This window comes from Streptomyces sp. NPDC001668 (assembly GCF_042893155.1).
Taxonomy (GTDB): domain Bacteria; phylum Actinomycetota; class Actinomycetes; order Streptomycetales; family Streptomycetaceae; genus Streptomyces.
Window position 1 is genome coordinate 237,186 of the sequence record NZ_JBIAUQ010000003.1, and the last position, 14,757, is coordinate 251,942.

At 70.3% G+C, this 14,757-nt stretch carries 14 protein-coding genes; 11 read left to right on the forward strand and 3 right to left on the reverse strand.

Features of this window, described 5'->3' with window-relative positions:
• The first annotated feature begins 11 nt into the window (after nt 1–11).
• The 6 genes from ACFYZ8_RS10760 to ACFYZ8_RS10785 all read left to right on the forward strand — a co-directional run bounded on the left by ACFYZ8_RS10760 (nt 12) and on the right by ACFYZ8_RS10785 (nt 7,371).
• The gene (locus ACFYZ8_RS10760) at nt 12–2,186 is read left to right on the forward strand and encodes a 3-hydroxyacyl-CoA dehydrogenase NAD-binding domain-containing protein (RefSeq protein WP_388534284.1); all 2,175 of its coding nucleotides are present in this window, start codon (nt 12–14) and stop codon (nt 2,184–2,186) included.
• Complete coding sequence (locus ACFYZ8_RS10765) at nt 2,183–3,046, forward strand: NAD(P)-dependent oxidoreductase (RefSeq protein ID WP_359030888.1); 864 nt, start codon at nt 2,183–2,185, stop codon at nt 3,044–3,046. The genes ACFYZ8_RS10760 and ACFYZ8_RS10765 overlap by 4 nt, the downstream gene beginning before the upstream one ends.
• Nucleotides 3,039–4,193 (forward strand): acyl-CoA dehydrogenase family protein, encoded by a 1,155-nt coding sequence (locus ACFYZ8_RS10770; protein WP_388534287.1) that lies wholly within the window; start codon nt 3,039–3,041, stop codon nt 4,191–4,193. The genes ACFYZ8_RS10765 and ACFYZ8_RS10770 overlap by 8 nt, the downstream gene beginning before the upstream one ends.
• A gap of 10 nt (nt 4,194–4,203) precedes the next feature.
• Nucleotides 4,204–4,998 (forward strand): enoyl-CoA hydratase/isomerase family protein, encoded by a 795-nt coding sequence (locus ACFYZ8_RS10775; protein ID WP_388534290.1) that lies wholly within the window; start codon nt 4,204–4,206, stop codon nt 4,996–4,998.
• A gap of 6 nt (nt 4,999–5,004) precedes the next feature.
• A complete protein-coding gene (locus ACFYZ8_RS10780) occupies nt 5,005–5,496 on the forward strand; it encodes a nuclear transport factor 2 family protein (protein ID WP_388534292.1) in 492 nt (163 codons plus the stop codon).
• 669 nt (nt 5,497–6,165) lie between these two features.
• Entirely contained in the window at nt 6,166–7,371 is a 1,206-nt protein-coding gene (locus ACFYZ8_RS10785) for an alpha/beta hydrolase (protein WP_388534295.1), read from the forward strand.
• Between the two features lie 115 nt (nt 7,372–7,486).
• Here the strand turns inward: ACFYZ8_RS10785 and ACFYZ8_RS10790 are convergent, their stop codons facing one another.
• On the reverse strand, nt 7,487–8,026 hold the full coding sequence (locus ACFYZ8_RS10790; RefSeq protein WP_359030883.1) for a hypothetical protein: 540 nt from the start codon (nt 8,024–8,026) through the stop codon (nt 7,487–7,489).
• 700 nt (nt 8,027–8,726) lie between these two features.
• Between ACFYZ8_RS10790 and ACFYZ8_RS10795 the strand changes: the two genes are divergently transcribed.
• The 3 genes from ACFYZ8_RS10795 (at nt 8,727) to ACFYZ8_RS10805 (ending at nt 10,880) form a co-directional block, all read left to right on the forward strand.
• Complete coding sequence (locus tag ACFYZ8_RS10795; protein WP_388534298.1) at nt 8,727–9,452, forward strand: pentapeptide repeat-containing protein; 726 nt, start codon at nt 8,727–8,729, stop codon at nt 9,450–9,452.
• Nucleotides 9,453–9,751: 299 nt separating this feature from the next.
• Nucleotides 9,752–10,309 carry a glycoside hydrolase family 25 protein gene (locus ACFYZ8_RS10800; protein WP_359030881.1) on the forward strand — a complete coding sequence of 186 codons (558 nt, stop codon included), beginning with the start codon at nt 9,752–9,754 and terminating at the stop codon, nt 10,307–10,309.
• 28 nt (nt 10,310–10,337) lie between these two features.
• The gene (locus tag ACFYZ8_RS10805) at nt 10,338–10,880 is read left to right on the forward strand and encodes an MOSC domain-containing protein (protein WP_359030880.1); all 543 of its coding nucleotides are present in this window, start codon (nt 10,338–10,340) and stop codon (nt 10,878–10,880) included.
• An 87-nt stretch (nt 10,881–10,967) separates the two neighbouring features.
• On the opposite strand, the gene ACFYZ8_RS10810 is transcribed toward ACFYZ8_RS10805, so the two are convergent.
• Nucleotides 10,968–11,645: an FCD domain-containing protein gene (locus ACFYZ8_RS10810; RefSeq protein WP_359030879.1), complete on the reverse strand. Its 678-nt coding sequence runs from the start codon at nt 11,643–11,645 to the stop codon at nt 10,968–10,970.
• A 320-nt stretch (nt 11,646–11,965) separates the two neighbouring features.
• Between ACFYZ8_RS10810 and ACFYZ8_RS10815 the strand changes: the two genes are divergently transcribed.
• A complete protein-coding gene (locus ACFYZ8_RS10815) occupies nt 11,966–13,591 on the forward strand; it encodes a 2-isopropylmalate synthase (RefSeq protein ID WP_388535055.1) in 1,626 nt (541 codons plus the stop codon).
• On the forward strand, nt 13,588–14,388 hold the full coding sequence (locus ACFYZ8_RS10820) for an ABC transporter ATP-binding protein (protein WP_388534302.1): 801 nt from the start codon (nt 13,588–13,590) through the stop codon (nt 14,386–14,388). Before ACFYZ8_RS10815 ends, ACFYZ8_RS10820 begins: the two co-directional genes overlap by 4 nt.
• Before the next feature lie 46 nt (nt 14,389–14,434).
• Here ACFYZ8_RS10820 and ACFYZ8_RS10825 read toward each other — a convergent pair whose 3' ends face one another.
• The gene (locus tag ACFYZ8_RS10825) at nt 14,435–14,653 is read right to left on the reverse strand and encodes an EF-hand domain-containing protein (RefSeq protein WP_007384825.1); all 219 of its coding nucleotides are present in this window, start codon (nt 14,651–14,653) and stop codon (nt 14,435–14,437) included.
• Nucleotides 14,654–14,757 lie beyond the last annotated feature (104 nt).

Consider the following 14,757-nt stretch of genomic DNA (forward strand, 5'->3'; position numbering starts at 1 on the left):
CGGAGGCACACATGACCACGCAGCACGACCACTCCATGTTCCGCTGGGAACGTGACGCGGACGGCATAGTCACCGTCACCATGGATGATCCCGGCCAGTCGGCCAACACCATGAACGACCGGTTCATCCGCGAGCTCCCCGCCCTGGTCGACCACCTGCACGCCGAGCGCGAGGCGATCACCGGAGTCGTCATCACGTCGGCCAAGAAGACCTTCTTCGCCGGCGGCGACCTCGGCATGATGATGCGCTGCACCACGGACGACCTCGCCGACGTGACCGCCATGCTCGACGGGGTCAAGGAGGCCCTGCGACGCCTGGAGACGCTGGGGCGGCCGGTCGTCGCCGCGCTTCAGGGCGCGGCTCTCGGCGGTGGCTACGAGATCGCGCTCGCCTGCCACCACCGGATCGCCGTCGACCGGCCCCACGTGAGCGTCGGCCTCCCCGAGGTCACCCTGGGCCTGCTGCCCGGCGGCGGCGGAACCACCCGCACGGTCCGCATGTTCGGCGTGCGCACGGCCCTCCAGCAGATCCTGCTCCCGGGCCGGAAGTTCCGCCCCCAGGCCGCTCTCGAGGCGGGGCTGGTCGACGAACTCGTCACCGGACCCGAGCAGTTGGCGGCAGCCGCCCGCACGTGGATCGCCGCGAACCCCGAACCTGCTCAGCCCTGGGACCGGCCGGGCCATCAGATACCCGGAGGCACCCCGGACAGCAAGGAGCTGGCGGCCATCCTGCCCTCGCTGCCGGCCGTCCTGCGCAAGCAGACCCACGGCGCCCCCGCCCCCGCCGCCCGCAACCTGCTCGCCGCGGCGGTCGAGGGCGCCCAGGTGGACATCGACGACGCGATGGCCATCGAGTCGCGCTACTGCGCGGAGCTGATCTGTGGACAGATCTCCGCGAACATCATCCAGTCGATGTTCTTCGACATGCAGGCGATCAACCGAGGTGCCAGCCGGCCGGAGGGCTACCCGCCGTACCAGGCACGAAAGCTGGTCGTCCTGGGGGCGGGCATGATGGGCGCCGGGATCGCCCACGTCGGTGCGGCGGCCGGTCTGGAGGTCGTCCTCAAGGACATCTCGCTGGAGGCCGCCGAACGCGGCAAGGGCTACAGCGCCAAGATCCTGGACAAGGCCGTCGAGCGGGGCAGCACCACTCCCGAGCAGCGGGAGGCGATCCTGGCCCGCATCCGTCCCACCGACGACCCGGCCGACGCCGCCGGTGCCGACCTGCTCATCGAGGCGGTGTTCGAGGATCCGGGGCTGAAGCGGAAGGTCATCGAGGAGGCGGCTGCCCATCTCGGCCCGGACGCGGTGCTGGCGTCGAACACCTCGACCCTGCCCATCACTGGCCTGGCCGAAAGCGCCCCCAGGGCGGAGGACTTCATCGGGCTGCACTTCTTCTCGCCGGTCGACAAGATGGCGTTGCTGGAGATCGTCGTCGGTGAGAAGACGAGCGACGCCACCCTGGCCAAGGCCGTCGACATCGCGCGGCAGATCGGCAAGACGCCCATCGTCGTCAACGACAGCAGGGGCTTTTTCACCAGCCGCGTCATCCTGGAGTTCGTCAACGAGGCCGTCGCACTGCTCGGTGAGGGCGTACCGGCGGCGTCCATCGAACAGGCGGCCACCCAGGCCGGCTACCCGGTCGGCGCGCTCGCGCTCGTGGACGAGCTGACCCTGACCCTGCTGCGCAAGATCCGCGAGGAGACGGCCGCCGGTCACCGCGCGACAGGAAACGAGAGGCCCGCCCACCCGGCGGCGCCGGTGATCGACCGGATGATCGACACGTTCGACCGCAGGGGAAGGGCCGCGGGCGCCGGTTTCTACGACTACGCCGACGGCCGCAAGACCGGCCTGTGGCCCGGGCTGAAGGACGCCTTCGGCGGTACGAACACCACGATCCCGCTGATCGACATGCAGGAGCGCATGCTCTTCGCGGAAGCCCTCGACACGATCCGCTGCCTCGACGAAGGCGTGCTCCGCTCGGTCGCGGACGCCAACGTCGGCTCGATCCTCGGCATCGGCTTCCCCGCCTGGACCGGCGGTGTCCTGCAGTACGTCAACCAGTACGCCGACGGCGTGCGCGGGTTCGTGAGCAGGGCCCTGGAACTCACCCATCAGTACGGCGACCGCTTCGCGCCGCCGGACTCACTCGTCCGCAAGGCGCAGAACGGAGAGGACTACCGATGACCACCGCAGACCAGGCCCGTCCGCTGGCAGGCCGCACGATCCTCATGTCCGGCGGCAGCCGCGGCATCGGACTGGCCATAGCCACCCGGGCCGCCCGGGACGGCGCGAACGTCGTCCTGCTGGCCAAGACCGACAAGCCCGACCCCCGGCTGCCCGGCACGGTCCACACCGCCGTGGCCGAGATCGAGGCCGCCGGCGGCAAGGGGCTCGCCGTCGTCGGCGACGTACGCCGCGAGGAGGACGTCACCGCGGCCGTCGAGCAGGCCGTCGCCGCCTTCGGGGGCATCGACGTCGTGGTCAACAACGCCTCGGCCATCGCCCTGGCGCCGATCGGGAAACTCCCGCTCAAGCGCTACGACCTCATGCTCGACATCAACGCCCGCGGCACGTTCACCCTGATCAGCGCTGCCCTGCCGCACCTGTACAAGTCCGAGAACCCGCATGTGCTGACCCTGTCCCCGCCGCTGAACCCCGACCCCGTGTGGCTGCACCAGCACGCGCCCTACACGATCAGCAAGTACGCCATGACCATGCTGACCCTCGGCCTCGCCGGGCAACACCACCCCCAGCCGCTGGCCGCGAACTGTCTGTGGCCCCGCACCACCATCGCCACCGCGGCGGTGCAGAACATCGTCGGCGGCGACGCCGCGATGGCCGTGTCCCGCCGCCCCGAGATCATGGCCGACGCCGCCCACGCCGTCCTCTCCCGCAAGGCGGCCGACCGCACGGGCCACTGCCTCATCGACGACGACGTACTGCGCGACGAGGGGATCACCGACTTCAGCGCCTACCGCTACGGCGACGCCGCCGAAGCCGACCTCAAGCCCGACCTGTTCCTGCCCGGAGGCGAACATGCCTGACGCCACCCGCACGGTGTACGACGAGGATCACGAGCTGTTCCGGCAGACCGTGCAGTCGTTCATCAAGGCGGAAGTCGCCCCGTACGACGAGGAATGGGAGCAGCGCGGCATCGTCGACCGCTCCCTGTTCCGCAAGGCCGGCGAGGCAGGCCTCCTGCTGTTCGCCACCCCGCAGGAACATGGCGGGGCGGGCATCGACGACTGGCGCTTCAACGCGGTCCTGGACGAGGAGTTCGGCCGCGCCGGCCACGCCTCGGCCGGCCTCGGACTCGCCCTGCAGAACGACGTGGTCGGCCCCTACCTCCTGGAGCTGACCGACGAGGAGCAGCAGAGCCGATGGCTGCCCGGAATGACGTCGGGCGAACTCGTCGGGGCCATCGCGATGACGGAACCGGGCACCGGCAGCGACCTGTCCGGCATCGCGACACGCGCCGTGCGCGACAAGGACACCTACGTCCTCAACGGCTCCAAGACGTTCATCTCCAACGGGCAGAACGCCGACCTGGTCGTCGTGGCGGCCCGCACCTCCGAGGACCGGCATCGTGGGCTGACGCTGTTCGTCGTCGAGAGCGACATGCCCGGCTTCGAGCGGGGACGCAACCTGGAAAAGCTCGGGCTGCACGGCCAGGACACCAGCGAACTGCACTTCACCGACGTACAGGTCCCGGTGACGAACCGGCTCGGCGCGGACGGCGAGGGCTTCTTCCAGCTCATGCGCAACCTCCCACAGGAGCGGCTCTCCCTGGCCGTCACGGCTGTCTCCGCCGCGGAGGGCGTGCTGGCCCGCACCATGGAGTACGTCACCGAACGCCACGCCTTCGGACAGAAGATCGGAAGCTTCCAGCACAACCGCTTCCTGCTCGCGGAACTCCACACCGAGGTCGACATCGCCCGCGTCTTCGTGGACCACTGTGTCGCCCTCCACGCCCAGGCACGGCTGACACCCGTCCAGGCCGCCAAGGCCAAGTGGTGGTGCACCGAACTACAGGTCCGCGTGGCCGACCGCTGCCTCCAACTGCACGGAGGCTACGGCTACATGCGCGAGTACCCCGTCAGCCGCGCGTTCGCCGACGCCCGCATCCAGACCATCTACGGCGGCACGACCGAGATCATGAAGGAGATCATCGGCCGCGACATGGGCCTGTGAGGACGCCGATATGACTGCACCAGTCACCTTCGAAACGACCGACGGCATCGCGCTGGTCGGCCTGTCCCGGCCGACCGTGGGCAACGCGATCAGCCTGCCGATGGCGCGAGAGCTGCGGAACGTCGTCACCGAGATCCGTTCGCTGCCCGACGTCGGAGCGGTGGTCCTGTTCGGACACGGTGAGCAGTTCTCCGTCGGCGGCGACCTCGAAGAGTTCGCGGCAGCGGCCGCCCCAGGCGCGTTCCTCGCGGAACTCGCCGGTACCGCGCACGAGGCCGTCCTCGGGTTCCGGGCCCTTCCCATGCCGGTGATCAGTGCCGTCCACGGCGCCTGTGCCGGCGGCGGCATCGGATTCGCTCTCGCCGCGGATCTCGTACTGGCCGAGGACACCGCCCGCTTCGTGGTCGCCTACACCGCCGCGGGGCTCTCGCCCGACTGCGGAGTGTCCTGGACCCTGGCCAGGCTGCTCGGACCCGCCCGCGCCAACGACCTGATCCTGACCAACCGGAAGGTCACCGGAACCGAGGCGGAGACCCTGGGGCTGGCCAGCCGGGCGGTCAGGCCCGGCACCGCCTTCGAGGAGGCACGCCGGCTGGCCCGCTCACTCGCCGCCGGCCCCCGTGAAGCATTCGCACGGTCGCTCCAGCTGGTACGCGACGCCCCGGCCACCCCGCTGACGGAACATCTCCGGCGCGAAGCCGCGTCCATTTCCGCTCTGGTCGAGACACCGGACGCCGCAGAGGGCATCACCGCCTTCCTCCACAAACGGCGGCCGGACTTCACCCACACCCCATCGAGGAGCTGACACGCCATGAGCCCTGACGCCACCACCAGTCCCGCCTTCCTGCGCCGCTTCGCCACCGAGTGGCTGGCGGCCTGGAACTCCCACGACACCGAGCGGGTTCTCGCGCTGACGCATCCGGACGTCACCTGGGACGACACCGTCTTCTGGACGGAGGTCATCCACGGCCGAGAGGCCCTGCGGGGCTACGTCGACCGGATCTGGCGGGCGATGCCCGACGTGTCCTTCGACGAGGTCCAGCTGTTCACCGCGCCCGAGGACGGCCGGGCGGTCGTCCTGTTCCGTCAGGAGGGCAGCGGACCGCCCCAGTTGGACCCCTCCCGCCGGTTCTCCACCCACGGCTGCGACATCTTCCTCGAGTTCACCGACGGCCTGCTCTCCCGCTACCTGGCGCAGTACGAGATCAACGACATGATGCGCCAACTCGGCGCACTGCCTCCCCGCAACGGAAAGATCGGAGGCGCCTACCTCCTCTCCCTGCTCGGCGCCGGCCATGGCTGAGACCGCGCCGAACACGAGGGACTCTCCTCCGCGGGCTTCTCGCCGAGCTGATGACGGCTGAGCGGGAGGACCGCGACCGGCGTGGGGCGACCGCCCGGATCCGGTCCGTCACATCCCGCGGAGAGAAGTCCCCACGCCCCGCCGAGCGGCGGCCGGCACCCGATTTCAGCCACTCCCCCATGTCGTGCTCGCTCTGTAGAGGGCTCCCGTCCGCTGAGCCTGCCGGTCACCGGCCCGGCGACGACGGTCCGACCGTGTCCGAGGTCGGCGATCCCGTCCGCCTCGCCATGGACACCCAGCTGTGCGACGCAACTGCCTCTGCTGTCACGGCCTCCACGGCACCCCATCGCCTCCATGGGCATTACCTTCTGGCTGCTGAGCACCAACTGTTGCAGGCGCAGGAGCCGCTCTACGAGCGGGTTGCTCGATGGGGCCCCAGGCGGAGCGCGTTGATCCTGGGATTGTCCGGATGGCACAACCCCATGGCCTGCGCGGTCGCCTGCGCGCTCCCCCGGGTGCGCCCCGCCGATCGGAGGAGCGGCGCCCACCCGATCAGTCACCATCCGTGCGCCCCGCCGTCCTGGCTCCCGGTACGGCCAGGGGGCAGCGGAGATGCTGAGCCCTCCTGGAACACCCGTTCCTCACGGCGAACGGTCATCGGAGGCGACCATGGCGCAACTGGATCCCGTCGACCACAAGGTCAAGCACAAATCGACTGTCCCGGCGAACTCCGGCGAGGAGATCGAGCTCTTCGTACGGGAATACAAGAAGGCCACCGGGCCCGCCGGCACCCCCAAGCCGGTCCTCATGCTCCACGGCAGAAGCGTTCCGGCCCTTCCCGGCTTCGACCTCGTGCTCCCTCCCAAAGGCGGCTCCCCGAACCCGGACACCAGCTACAGCTGGGCACAGTTCCTGGCAGGCAAGGGCTACGACGTGTACGTCATGGACCTCCAGGGCTCCGGGCTCTCCCCCCGCCCGAAGATGGAGGACCCGTGCAACGCCAACCCGGCCCAGCGCGGCCTGCTGCAGACCAATCCCGGCACCGGGACCTGCTCCCCGACGGCGCCCTACCCGCATCAACTGGGCAACTCCCAGAGCGAATGGGACGAGCTGGCCACCGTCGTCAAGTTCATCAGGGCGCGGTGCAGCAACGAGAAGGTCTCCTTCATCGGCTGGTCTGCGGCCTCGTTCGTCATGGGCCCGTACGCGCTGCAACATCCCGGGGACGTGGCGGGCATGTTCCTTCTCGCGCCCATCTTTCCCCCGGCGGGCCGCTGGTCGACGCACCCCGAGGCACCTTTCGACCCGCCTCCCGGGACGGGACTGCCGACGCAGCCCGAGTCCAAGCCGGCGGCGGTCTTCGGTTTCCCGATGAACCTGACCAGCAAGGCGAGCCTGCAGGCCACCATCAGCGACAAGGACCTGGCCGGCCACGTGTGGCAGACCATCATGGACTGCGACAGCGTCGGGCAGAAGTGGGGCGGCACCACGGCGGGGACGCCCGAAGGCGTCATGCGGTGGCGCAACTCCTACTGGTGGGGCTGGAATACGAGCACCGTGCCGTACGGCTCCACGCTCGGCACCGCCGTGCCGGTGTGCATCGTCTACGGCGACCGGGACACGACGGCCAACACCGCGGTGGAGCTGGGGCCGGTGCTGCACTTCTCCGTTCCGGACCTCTACCAGGCGATTCCGGGCGCCGACAAGCTGATGATCCGGGTCGAGGGCTGGGACCACCAGCCGGTCTGGGAACGTCGGCCCAGCCAGACCCTCCAGCAGATGTCCTGGAAATGGCTCGACGACAAGAAGGTGTACGGCGTCGAGAGCGGAAGCTGGGTCATGGACGCGGACGGCGTGGTGAGCGAAGTGGAGTGAGGCCCCCGGGCCTCGGCGACACGAGGGTATGAGCCGGGGTCGGGCCGTGGAGACGCTCCATCTCCTGGCCCGGCCGGCCAAGAGGGACGTGGGGCCGTGCGAGCGTCGACGTGGTTCAGGTGCCAGTCCGTGGCCCCAGGCGGCTGTTCCAACGTTTGGCTTCGGCGTCCCACGCAAACACGAACGGGGCCCAATTCCCGTACAGGCCAGTCGTCGCCCAGTGGTCCCCGTGCCAGTAGATGGCTCCTCGAGTGCCAGGACTCAGCTCGTGTGCGGGAACCGGCGGGGCTGCCTGACACAGATCGAACAGCTGGACCAAGCCCTCGGCGGGCAGATCGTCGTCGAAGGCGACAGTCCAACCATGTTCCGTCTGCAGGTGGATCTGCCTCGGTCCGCTGGGATTGAGCGAGCGTGGTGCCGACCCGCTGACTCCATGCTCGTCCACCTGCCCGCGCAGGAAGCGCCGCACGATCCTGGTTGTTCTCTCATCTACGGCCGTCGCAAACCGGTTACCCAGGTGCGTGGCGACCGCCTGCAGAAAAGGGACGGCGGCCATGGAGGCCACGATGACTTCCCAGGAAGTAATCGCACGCTCTTGTTCACGCTCGTACCAGGGCACATCGTCGTCGGCCTCTGGCTCTACCTGGTCACCCATCCCGTACCCCCTCGTCTCCTGAGTGTGCCAGAGGCTGACGCTTCGATCCTGACGTTCAGGCTGTCCATCGCCCTCGGTACCCGTGCTCTCGCCGGGACCACAGAAGCGGGCATTGCGGGCCCTGACGTTCCAGCATCACGTCGGCGAGCCCGCTCCGAGCCGCAGCCCCAGATCGTGGTGCACACGACCTGATGCCGGCCGGCAAGTTCACTGCCGCGGGTGGCCTCGTGCATGGCGCGGGCGAGGGTACCTGCTCCAGGCGCCACCCGTGATCGTCGCGCGACAGACGGCCGACGGATTCTCCAGCTTGTCCTGCACATAGCCCCCTTGGCTGGCTATCGTCGGAATATGACGTGGTGGCAGGCAGCGCTGTGGGGCCTGGCCGGCGGTGGAGCTGCCTCAGTGGTGTCTCTGTGTGCGGCTGTCGTGTCGGCTGGGTACACCTGGCCTTGGGAGAAGGAGGGCCAGCTGGGACCGCGGCTGTTCGTCCTGGGCGCCGGGCTCGTGCTGGGATCCCTGGTGGCCGCTGCCGCGCATGGTCAGATCAGCGGGCCATGGCCGGCCTTCATCTTCGGGATCGGTGCCCCCGCTACGATCCGGGGCGTCCTGTCCGGCGTAGAGGTTGGACCGCGGCCCGATCCTGGCCGTCGGGCACCCCTGTCTGCACCGCTTCCGCCCGTGGCCGAGGAAGGGGGGGTCCATGAAGACGCGCCCTGAGACTCTCCTTGGCCGTATCGCCGAGGCTGCCCGCCCTTCCCGTCCCTGGCTGCGCATCGAGGCATCCGAATGGTGGACTCGCGTGCTTCTGGCTGGCGGCGCCCGCCCCCGTTCTCTGCTTGGTGCGAACCTGCCCGGCGCCGACCTGCGCGGGGCAGACCTGCGCGGCGCGAACCTGCGCGATGCCTGTCTGACTGGCGCGGACCTGCGCGACGCGGACCTGACCGTGGCGGACCTGCCCGGCGCGCATCTGACCGGCGCGGTCCTGCGCGTCACGGACCTGTCCGGCGCGGACCTGACTGGCGCTGACCTGCGCGACGCGGACCTCACCGCCGCAAACCTGACCGCCGCGGGCCTGACCGGCGCGGACCTGCGCGACGCGCACCTGCGCGGCACGGTCCTCACCGGCGCGGACCTGACCGCCGCTGACCTGCGCGACGCGGATCTCACCGGCGCGGACCTGACCGGCGCGCACCTGCGCGACGCGGATCTCACCGGCGCGGACCTCACCGGCGCAGACCTGACCGACGCAGACCTGACCGGCGTGACGTTGGTTGAGGCAGCCTGGTCTGAGCAGACGCGCTGGCCTACGGCCGTGGTGACGGTAATGCGGGAGCGGTCTGTGCCGATCGGGGGCGGCCGGTATCGGGTGCAGGGTGCCGGGAACAGTGGAGCGGATGTATCCGTACCTCCGGTACCGGTGTCCTGAACGCTGCGACAAACGATCAGAGCGGACGGCGCGGGGCGGGTTGGCGGTCGGCATCATCGAGTGCTGAGGAAACGGGGCTCGACACCTGGCCCAATTCGCCACACTCCGTGCATGGCGGACCTGTACGGCGTGTCTCCCGTAATCTGCTCCGCCGGCCGCACAGACATTGAGGTCGGCGCAGGCTGTCGGTCGCTCGGGGCGGGGCACTGGCCCGGTCGGGGTTCCCTCGCCGGGTATGTGGGGCATCATCAACTCCCGTCCCCCCACTCTCACTTCACTCTCACTCAGGGAGCCCCCACATGCTCCGCGGCATCGATGTCAGCGCCTACCAGTCCTCCAGCTTCAGCACGGAGGGGCTCTCCTTCGTCTTCATCAAGGCGACGGAGGGCCGCTCCTACACCAATCCGAAGCTGGCCGCCCAGACCAAGCACGCCCGTGACGCCGGGCTGGTCGTCGGCTTCTATCACTTCCTGTGGCCCGGCAACCTCACCGCCCAGGCCGAGTACTTCGTCAAGCACGCCCCGGAGAAGGGGGGCGACATCCTCGCGGTCGACTGGGAGACCACGGGCGAGGGCACCCACGCGAGCAACGCGGAGAAGGACTCCTTCATCCGCAAGGTGCGGCAACTGCGCCCGAACAACCGGGTCGTCCTCTACACGAACAGGCACTACTGGCTGAACGTCGACACCACGTCGTACGCCGGCGACGGCCTCTGGATCGCCGACTACGTCACGGCCGGCAAGCCCCGTATCAAGGCGAAGTGGCGCTTCCACCAGTACACCGACGACCCCGTGGACAAGAACGTCGCCGACTTCGCGAGCAAGGCGGCCCTGCGGGAATGGGCCACCGACGCCTGACCGGCGGCCCGGCTCATAGGCTGACCCCATGGGCGGGAAGATCACTGCGGTCAGCAGCAACGGGACGTACTCCTTCACCAAGCCGAACCGCGAGAGCATCACGCTGCTCGCCGGGTTCGGCGTGGAGGGGGATGTCCATGGCGGGGCGACGGTCAAGCACCGTTTCCGGATGAGGAAGGACCCCTCGCAGCCGAACCTCCGGCAGGTGCACCTCATGCACGAGGAGCTGTTCGAGGAGCTCCGGGAGGCCGGGTTCGAGGTCCGCGCCGGGGAGCTGGGCGAGAACGTGACGACCCGCGGCGTCGATCTGCTGGGGCTGTCGGCGGGGACCCTGCTGCACCTGGGCGACGAGGCCGTTGTCGAGGTGACCGGGCTGCGGAACCCGTGTGCGCAGATCGACGGCTTCCAGAAGGGGCTGCTGAAGGAGGTCGTCGGACGGGGGCCCGACGGAGGCCCCCGCTTCAGGTCCGGGATCATGGGCGTCGTCGTGACGGGAGGCGCGGTGCGTCCCGGCGACACGGTCGGGATCGAGCCCCCGGAGGGACCGCACCGCCCGCTCGACATCGTGTGACCGCCGGGGGCAGGTGGCGCCCCCCAGGGTGCTCAGCCCGTGCTCAGCCCGTGCTCAGCCCGTGCTCAGCCCGTGCTCAGCCCGTGCTCAGCCGCGGAACGGGTCCTCCAGTTCCGCCCGCAGAATCTCCGCCGCCGCCTCCGCGTTCCCCTCCGCCACCGCCCGCACCAGGGCCGCGTGCGCCTCGTCCGCGGTGTTGGGGTCGTCGTCGCGCAGGCCGGTCAGGGCCAGCAGCTCGACCAGGCCCTCGCGCAGGACAGGGGTGAACTCCCTGAACAGGTCGGCGAGTACGGGGTTGTGGGCGGCCGCGACCACCGCCGCGTGGAAGGTGATGTCCGCGTCGACGAACGCCGCGTCGGAGGAGCCGGCAGCCGTCCGGCGGCCCTCCAGCGCGAGTTCCATCGCCGCCACGTCCTCGGGCGTACGGCGGCGCGCGGCGAGGCGGGCCGCATGGACCTCCACCGCCATGCGGACCTCGTACACGTCCGTGACCGCGGCCCGGCGCAGACGTGTGGGCCAGTCCGCCGCGGCCTCGGTCGCGGTGACGAAGACCCCCGAGCCCTGCCGCGGCCGCACCAGCCCCGCCCCGGCCAGCGCCCGCAGCGCCTCACGGACCGTGGAGCGGCCGACGCCGAGTTCCTTGGCGAGCGTGGTCTCACCGGGCAGTCTCGTGCCGACCGGCCAGTGTCCGGCGGTGATCTGCTCGCGCAGCCGTTCGGCGGCCTGCTCGACGAGGGGGCTGGGGCGGACGGGGCCTAGCGGCATCTGCGGTTCACCAACTCGCGCGGGAGACGAATACGGGGTCTGAGGACTGCGGGGTCTGAGGACTGCGGGGGCTGAAGACTGCGGGGCTGAAGGCTGCGGGAGCAAAGGGTTCCTCAGTCGATTCTCACTTGTCTGAGGAGCTGAGGAGTGGCTAGCCTACCTTCCGTGATCTTCCGCGGGCTTCTTCTTCTCGGCTGCCGCGGCGGGGCCTGACGCGACCGGCACCCCGCCGCGGGACGCCGTGCTGCCGGTCTCCGTCGACCGACCGAGCCGAAGGACACACCGTGACCACCGTCTGGAACCCCCAGCGACCCAGCCCGATGCCGTTCCACCGCTACCGCCCCTTCCAGGACCGCGTCCACGTCCCCGTCACCGCCCGCGCCTGGCCCTCCGCCCGCCTCGAACGCGCCCCGCTCTGGGTCCCCGTCGACCTGCGGGACGGCAACCAGGCCCTCGCCGAGCCGATGGACACCGCCCGCAAGAGCCGCCTCTTCGACCTGCTGGTGCGCATCGGCTTCAAGGAGATCGAGGTCGGCTATCCGTCCGCGAGCCGCACCGACTTCGACTTCGTACGGCACCTGGTGACCGGCGGCGCCGTCCCCGACGACGTGACCCCGGTGGTCTTCACCCCGGCCCGCGCCGACCTGATCGACCGGACCTTCGACGCGATCGCCGGCCTGCCGCGTGCCGTCGTCCACCTGTACATCGCGACCTCACCGGTGTGGCGGGACGTCGTCCTCGGCCGGGACCGGACGCAGGTGTGGCGGACCGTGCGGGAGGCGGCCGAGCACATGGCGCGGCGGGCCGGCATCCTCCAAGGCACAGCCGTCCGTTTCCAGTTCTCCCCCGAGACCTTCAACCTCACCGAGCCGGACTTCGTCCTGGAGCTGTGCGACGGGCTGACGGAGCTGTGGGACGCGAGCCCGGACCGCCCGGTCACGCACAACCTGCCCGCGACCGTCGAGATCGCCACCCCGAACGTCTACGCCGACCAGATCGAGTACGTCCACCGCCACCTGGCCCGCCGCGACTCGGTGATCCTCTCCGTCCACCCGCACAACGACCGCGGCACCGGCGTCGCCTGCGCCGAACTCGCCGTGCTGGCCGGCGCCCAGCGGGTGGAGGGCTGTCTGTTCGGCAACGGCGAGCGCACCGGCAACGTCGACCTGGTGACCCTCGCGATGAACCTGTACGCCCAAGGGGTCGACCCCATGGTCGACTTCGGCGACATCGACGCCGTTCGCGAGACCGTCGAGCACTGCAACCGGCTGCCGGTGCACCCCCGCCACCCCTACGCCGGCGACCTCGTCCACACCGCGTTCTCCGGCACCCACCAGGACGCCATCAGCAAGGGCCTCGCGCACCGGGACAGGCACCCCGACGAGCCCTGGCAGGTCCCGTACCTGCCGATCGACCCGGCCGACATCGGGCGGACGTACGAGGCGGTCATCCGCGTCAACTCGCAGTCCGGCAAGGGCGGAACGGCGTATCTGCTGCGCACGCACCACGGCATCGACCTGCCGCCCCGCATGCGCCCCGACTTCTCGCGGGTCGTCCAGGAGGCCACCGACACCAGCGGCCGGGAGATGAGCCCGAAGGAGCTGTACGAGCTGTTCCTGGCCACCTATCTCACGGAGGGCGAGGTCCGGCTGCACGACGGCACGGCGTACGAGGAGGCGCCCGGCGTCCACCGCTTCGTCGGCACGCTGGAGTGCGGTGACCGCGTCGGCGACCACGAGGGCACGGGCAGCAGTCCGCTCTCGGCCTTCGTGGACGCGCTCGCCGGTACCGGGTACGCGGTCGAGGTCGTCGACTTCGCCGAGGACGGCACGGCGGCCTACGCCGAGTGCCGTCTCGACGGCCGTACGACGGCCTGGGGCGCCGGCGTGGGTCCGGCCGCCGCCGTCCGGGCGGTGCTGGCGGCGATGAACCGGGCGATGCGGTGAGCGAGGTCCTGCGTGTCGAGGACGTGCATCTCGTCCGGGACGGGAGGCCGATCCTCCACGAGGTCTCCCTGACCGTCCGGACGGGCGAGCACTGGGCGCTGCTCGGCGCCAACGGCGCGGGCAAGTCCACCCTGCTCGGCCTGTGCGGCGCGCTGGCCCACCCCACCCGCGGCACGGTCGAGGTGCTGGGCCGCCGGCTCGGCCGGGTCGATCTGCGGGAGCTGCGCGCCCACGTCGGTCATGTCGACCCGCGTCACCCGCTCACCGCGCCGCTGCGGGTGAGGGACGTCGTCCTGACCGGACTGACCAACTCCGTTGCGCCGCTCCCCCGTTGGCAACCGACCCGGGACCAACGGGACAGGGCCGACCGGCTCATCGGCACGCTCGGCCTCGCCGACCTCACCGACGCCCGCTGGCCGACGCTCTCGCAGGGGCAGCGCGGCCGTACGCTCATCGCTCGCGCCCTGATGCCGGAGCCGCGGCTCCTGCTGCTCGACGAACCGGCGACCGGCCTCGACCTCCCGGGCCGCGAACAGCTGATCGACGCGCTGGGCACCCTGCGCCGGGAGCATCCGGATCTGGCGACGGTCCTGGTCACCCACCACCTGGAGGAGCTCCCGTCCGGCACCACCCACGCGATGCTGCTGCGGGCGGGGCGGGTCCTCGCGCAGGGCCCGGCGTCACAGGTCCTCACCGGCGACCGGCTCGGCACGTGCTTCGATCTGCCGCTGGTCCTGGAGCGTCACGACGGCCGCTGGACGGTACGGCTCGAGGGACGGGGACGGGAACGGGCATGACGAAGGGGGCGTCCCGGACTTCCGGGCGCCCCCTTCTCCGTACGCCCTACTTGTTCAGGTAGGCCCAGAACTCGTCGAACGACAGGAGCTTGTCGCCGTTCAGGTCGCGGCTCTTGATGATCGCCTCGGCGACCGACTCGGTCACGTTCCAGTCGCCGCCCTGGGCCAGGGCGGACTTGAACTCGGCGGCGGTGATGGTGCCGTCACCGTCCGCATCGATCCGCTCGAACTGCTTGCGTGCTTCCTCGATGTCGATGTGCGCCACCGGTCCGCCCCTTTTCTTGCCTTTGTCGTGTCCTGCTGGCTTGTGCCGCAGGTCAGATTAGCGGTCCGCCCCGACCTCCGGCGCGGCGACCACCGTGGTCTGCG

Excerpts from the sequence above, each read along its gene's own strand:
- ACFYZ8_RS10800 (WP_359030881.1), top strand. The coding sequence starts at position 9,752 with ATGCTCCGCGGCATCGATGTCAGCGCCTACCAGTCCTCCAGCTTCAGC.
- ACFYZ8_RS10795 (WP_388534298.1), top strand. The coding sequence starts at position 8,727 with ATGAAGACGCGCCCTGAGACTCTCCTTGGCCGTATCGCCGAGGCTGCC.
- ACFYZ8_RS10805 (WP_359030880.1), top strand. The coding sequence starts at position 10,338 with ATGGGCGGGAAGATCACTGCGGTCAGCAGCAACGGGACGTACTCCTTC.
- ACFYZ8_RS10765 (WP_359030888.1), top strand. The coding sequence starts at position 2,183 with ATGACCACCGCAGACCAGGCCCGTCCGCTGGCAGGCCGCACGATCCTC.
- ACFYZ8_RS10815 (WP_388535055.1), top strand. The coding sequence starts at position 11,966 with ATGCCGTTCCACCGCTACCGCCCCTTCCAGGACCGCGTCCACGTCCCC.
- ACFYZ8_RS10775 (WP_388534290.1), top strand. The coding sequence starts at position 4,204 with ATGACTGCACCAGTCACCTTCGAAACGACCGACGGCATCGCGCTGGTC.
- ACFYZ8_RS10770 (WP_388534287.1), top strand. The coding sequence starts at position 3,039 with ATGCCTGACGCCACCCGCACGGTGTACGACGAGGATCACGAGCTGTTC.
- ACFYZ8_RS10785 (WP_388534295.1), top strand. The coding sequence starts at position 6,166 with ATGGCGCAACTGGATCCCGTCGACCACAAGGTCAAGCACAAATCGACT.
- ACFYZ8_RS10760 (WP_388534284.1), top strand. The coding sequence starts at position 12 with ATGACCACGCAGCACGACCACTCCATGTTCCGCTGGGAACGTGACGCG.
- ACFYZ8_RS10780 (WP_388534292.1), top strand. The coding sequence starts at position 5,005 with ATGAGCCCTGACGCCACCACCAGTCCCGCCTTCCTGCGCCGCTTCGCC.
- ACFYZ8_RS10810 (WP_359030879.1), bottom strand. The coding sequence starts at position 11,645 with ATGCCGCTAGGCCCCGTCCGCCCCAGCCCCCTCGTCGAGCAGGCCGCC.
- ACFYZ8_RS10790 (WP_359030883.1), bottom strand. The coding sequence starts at position 8,026 with ATGGGTGACCAGGTAGAGCCAGAGGCCGACGACGATGTGCCCTGGTAC.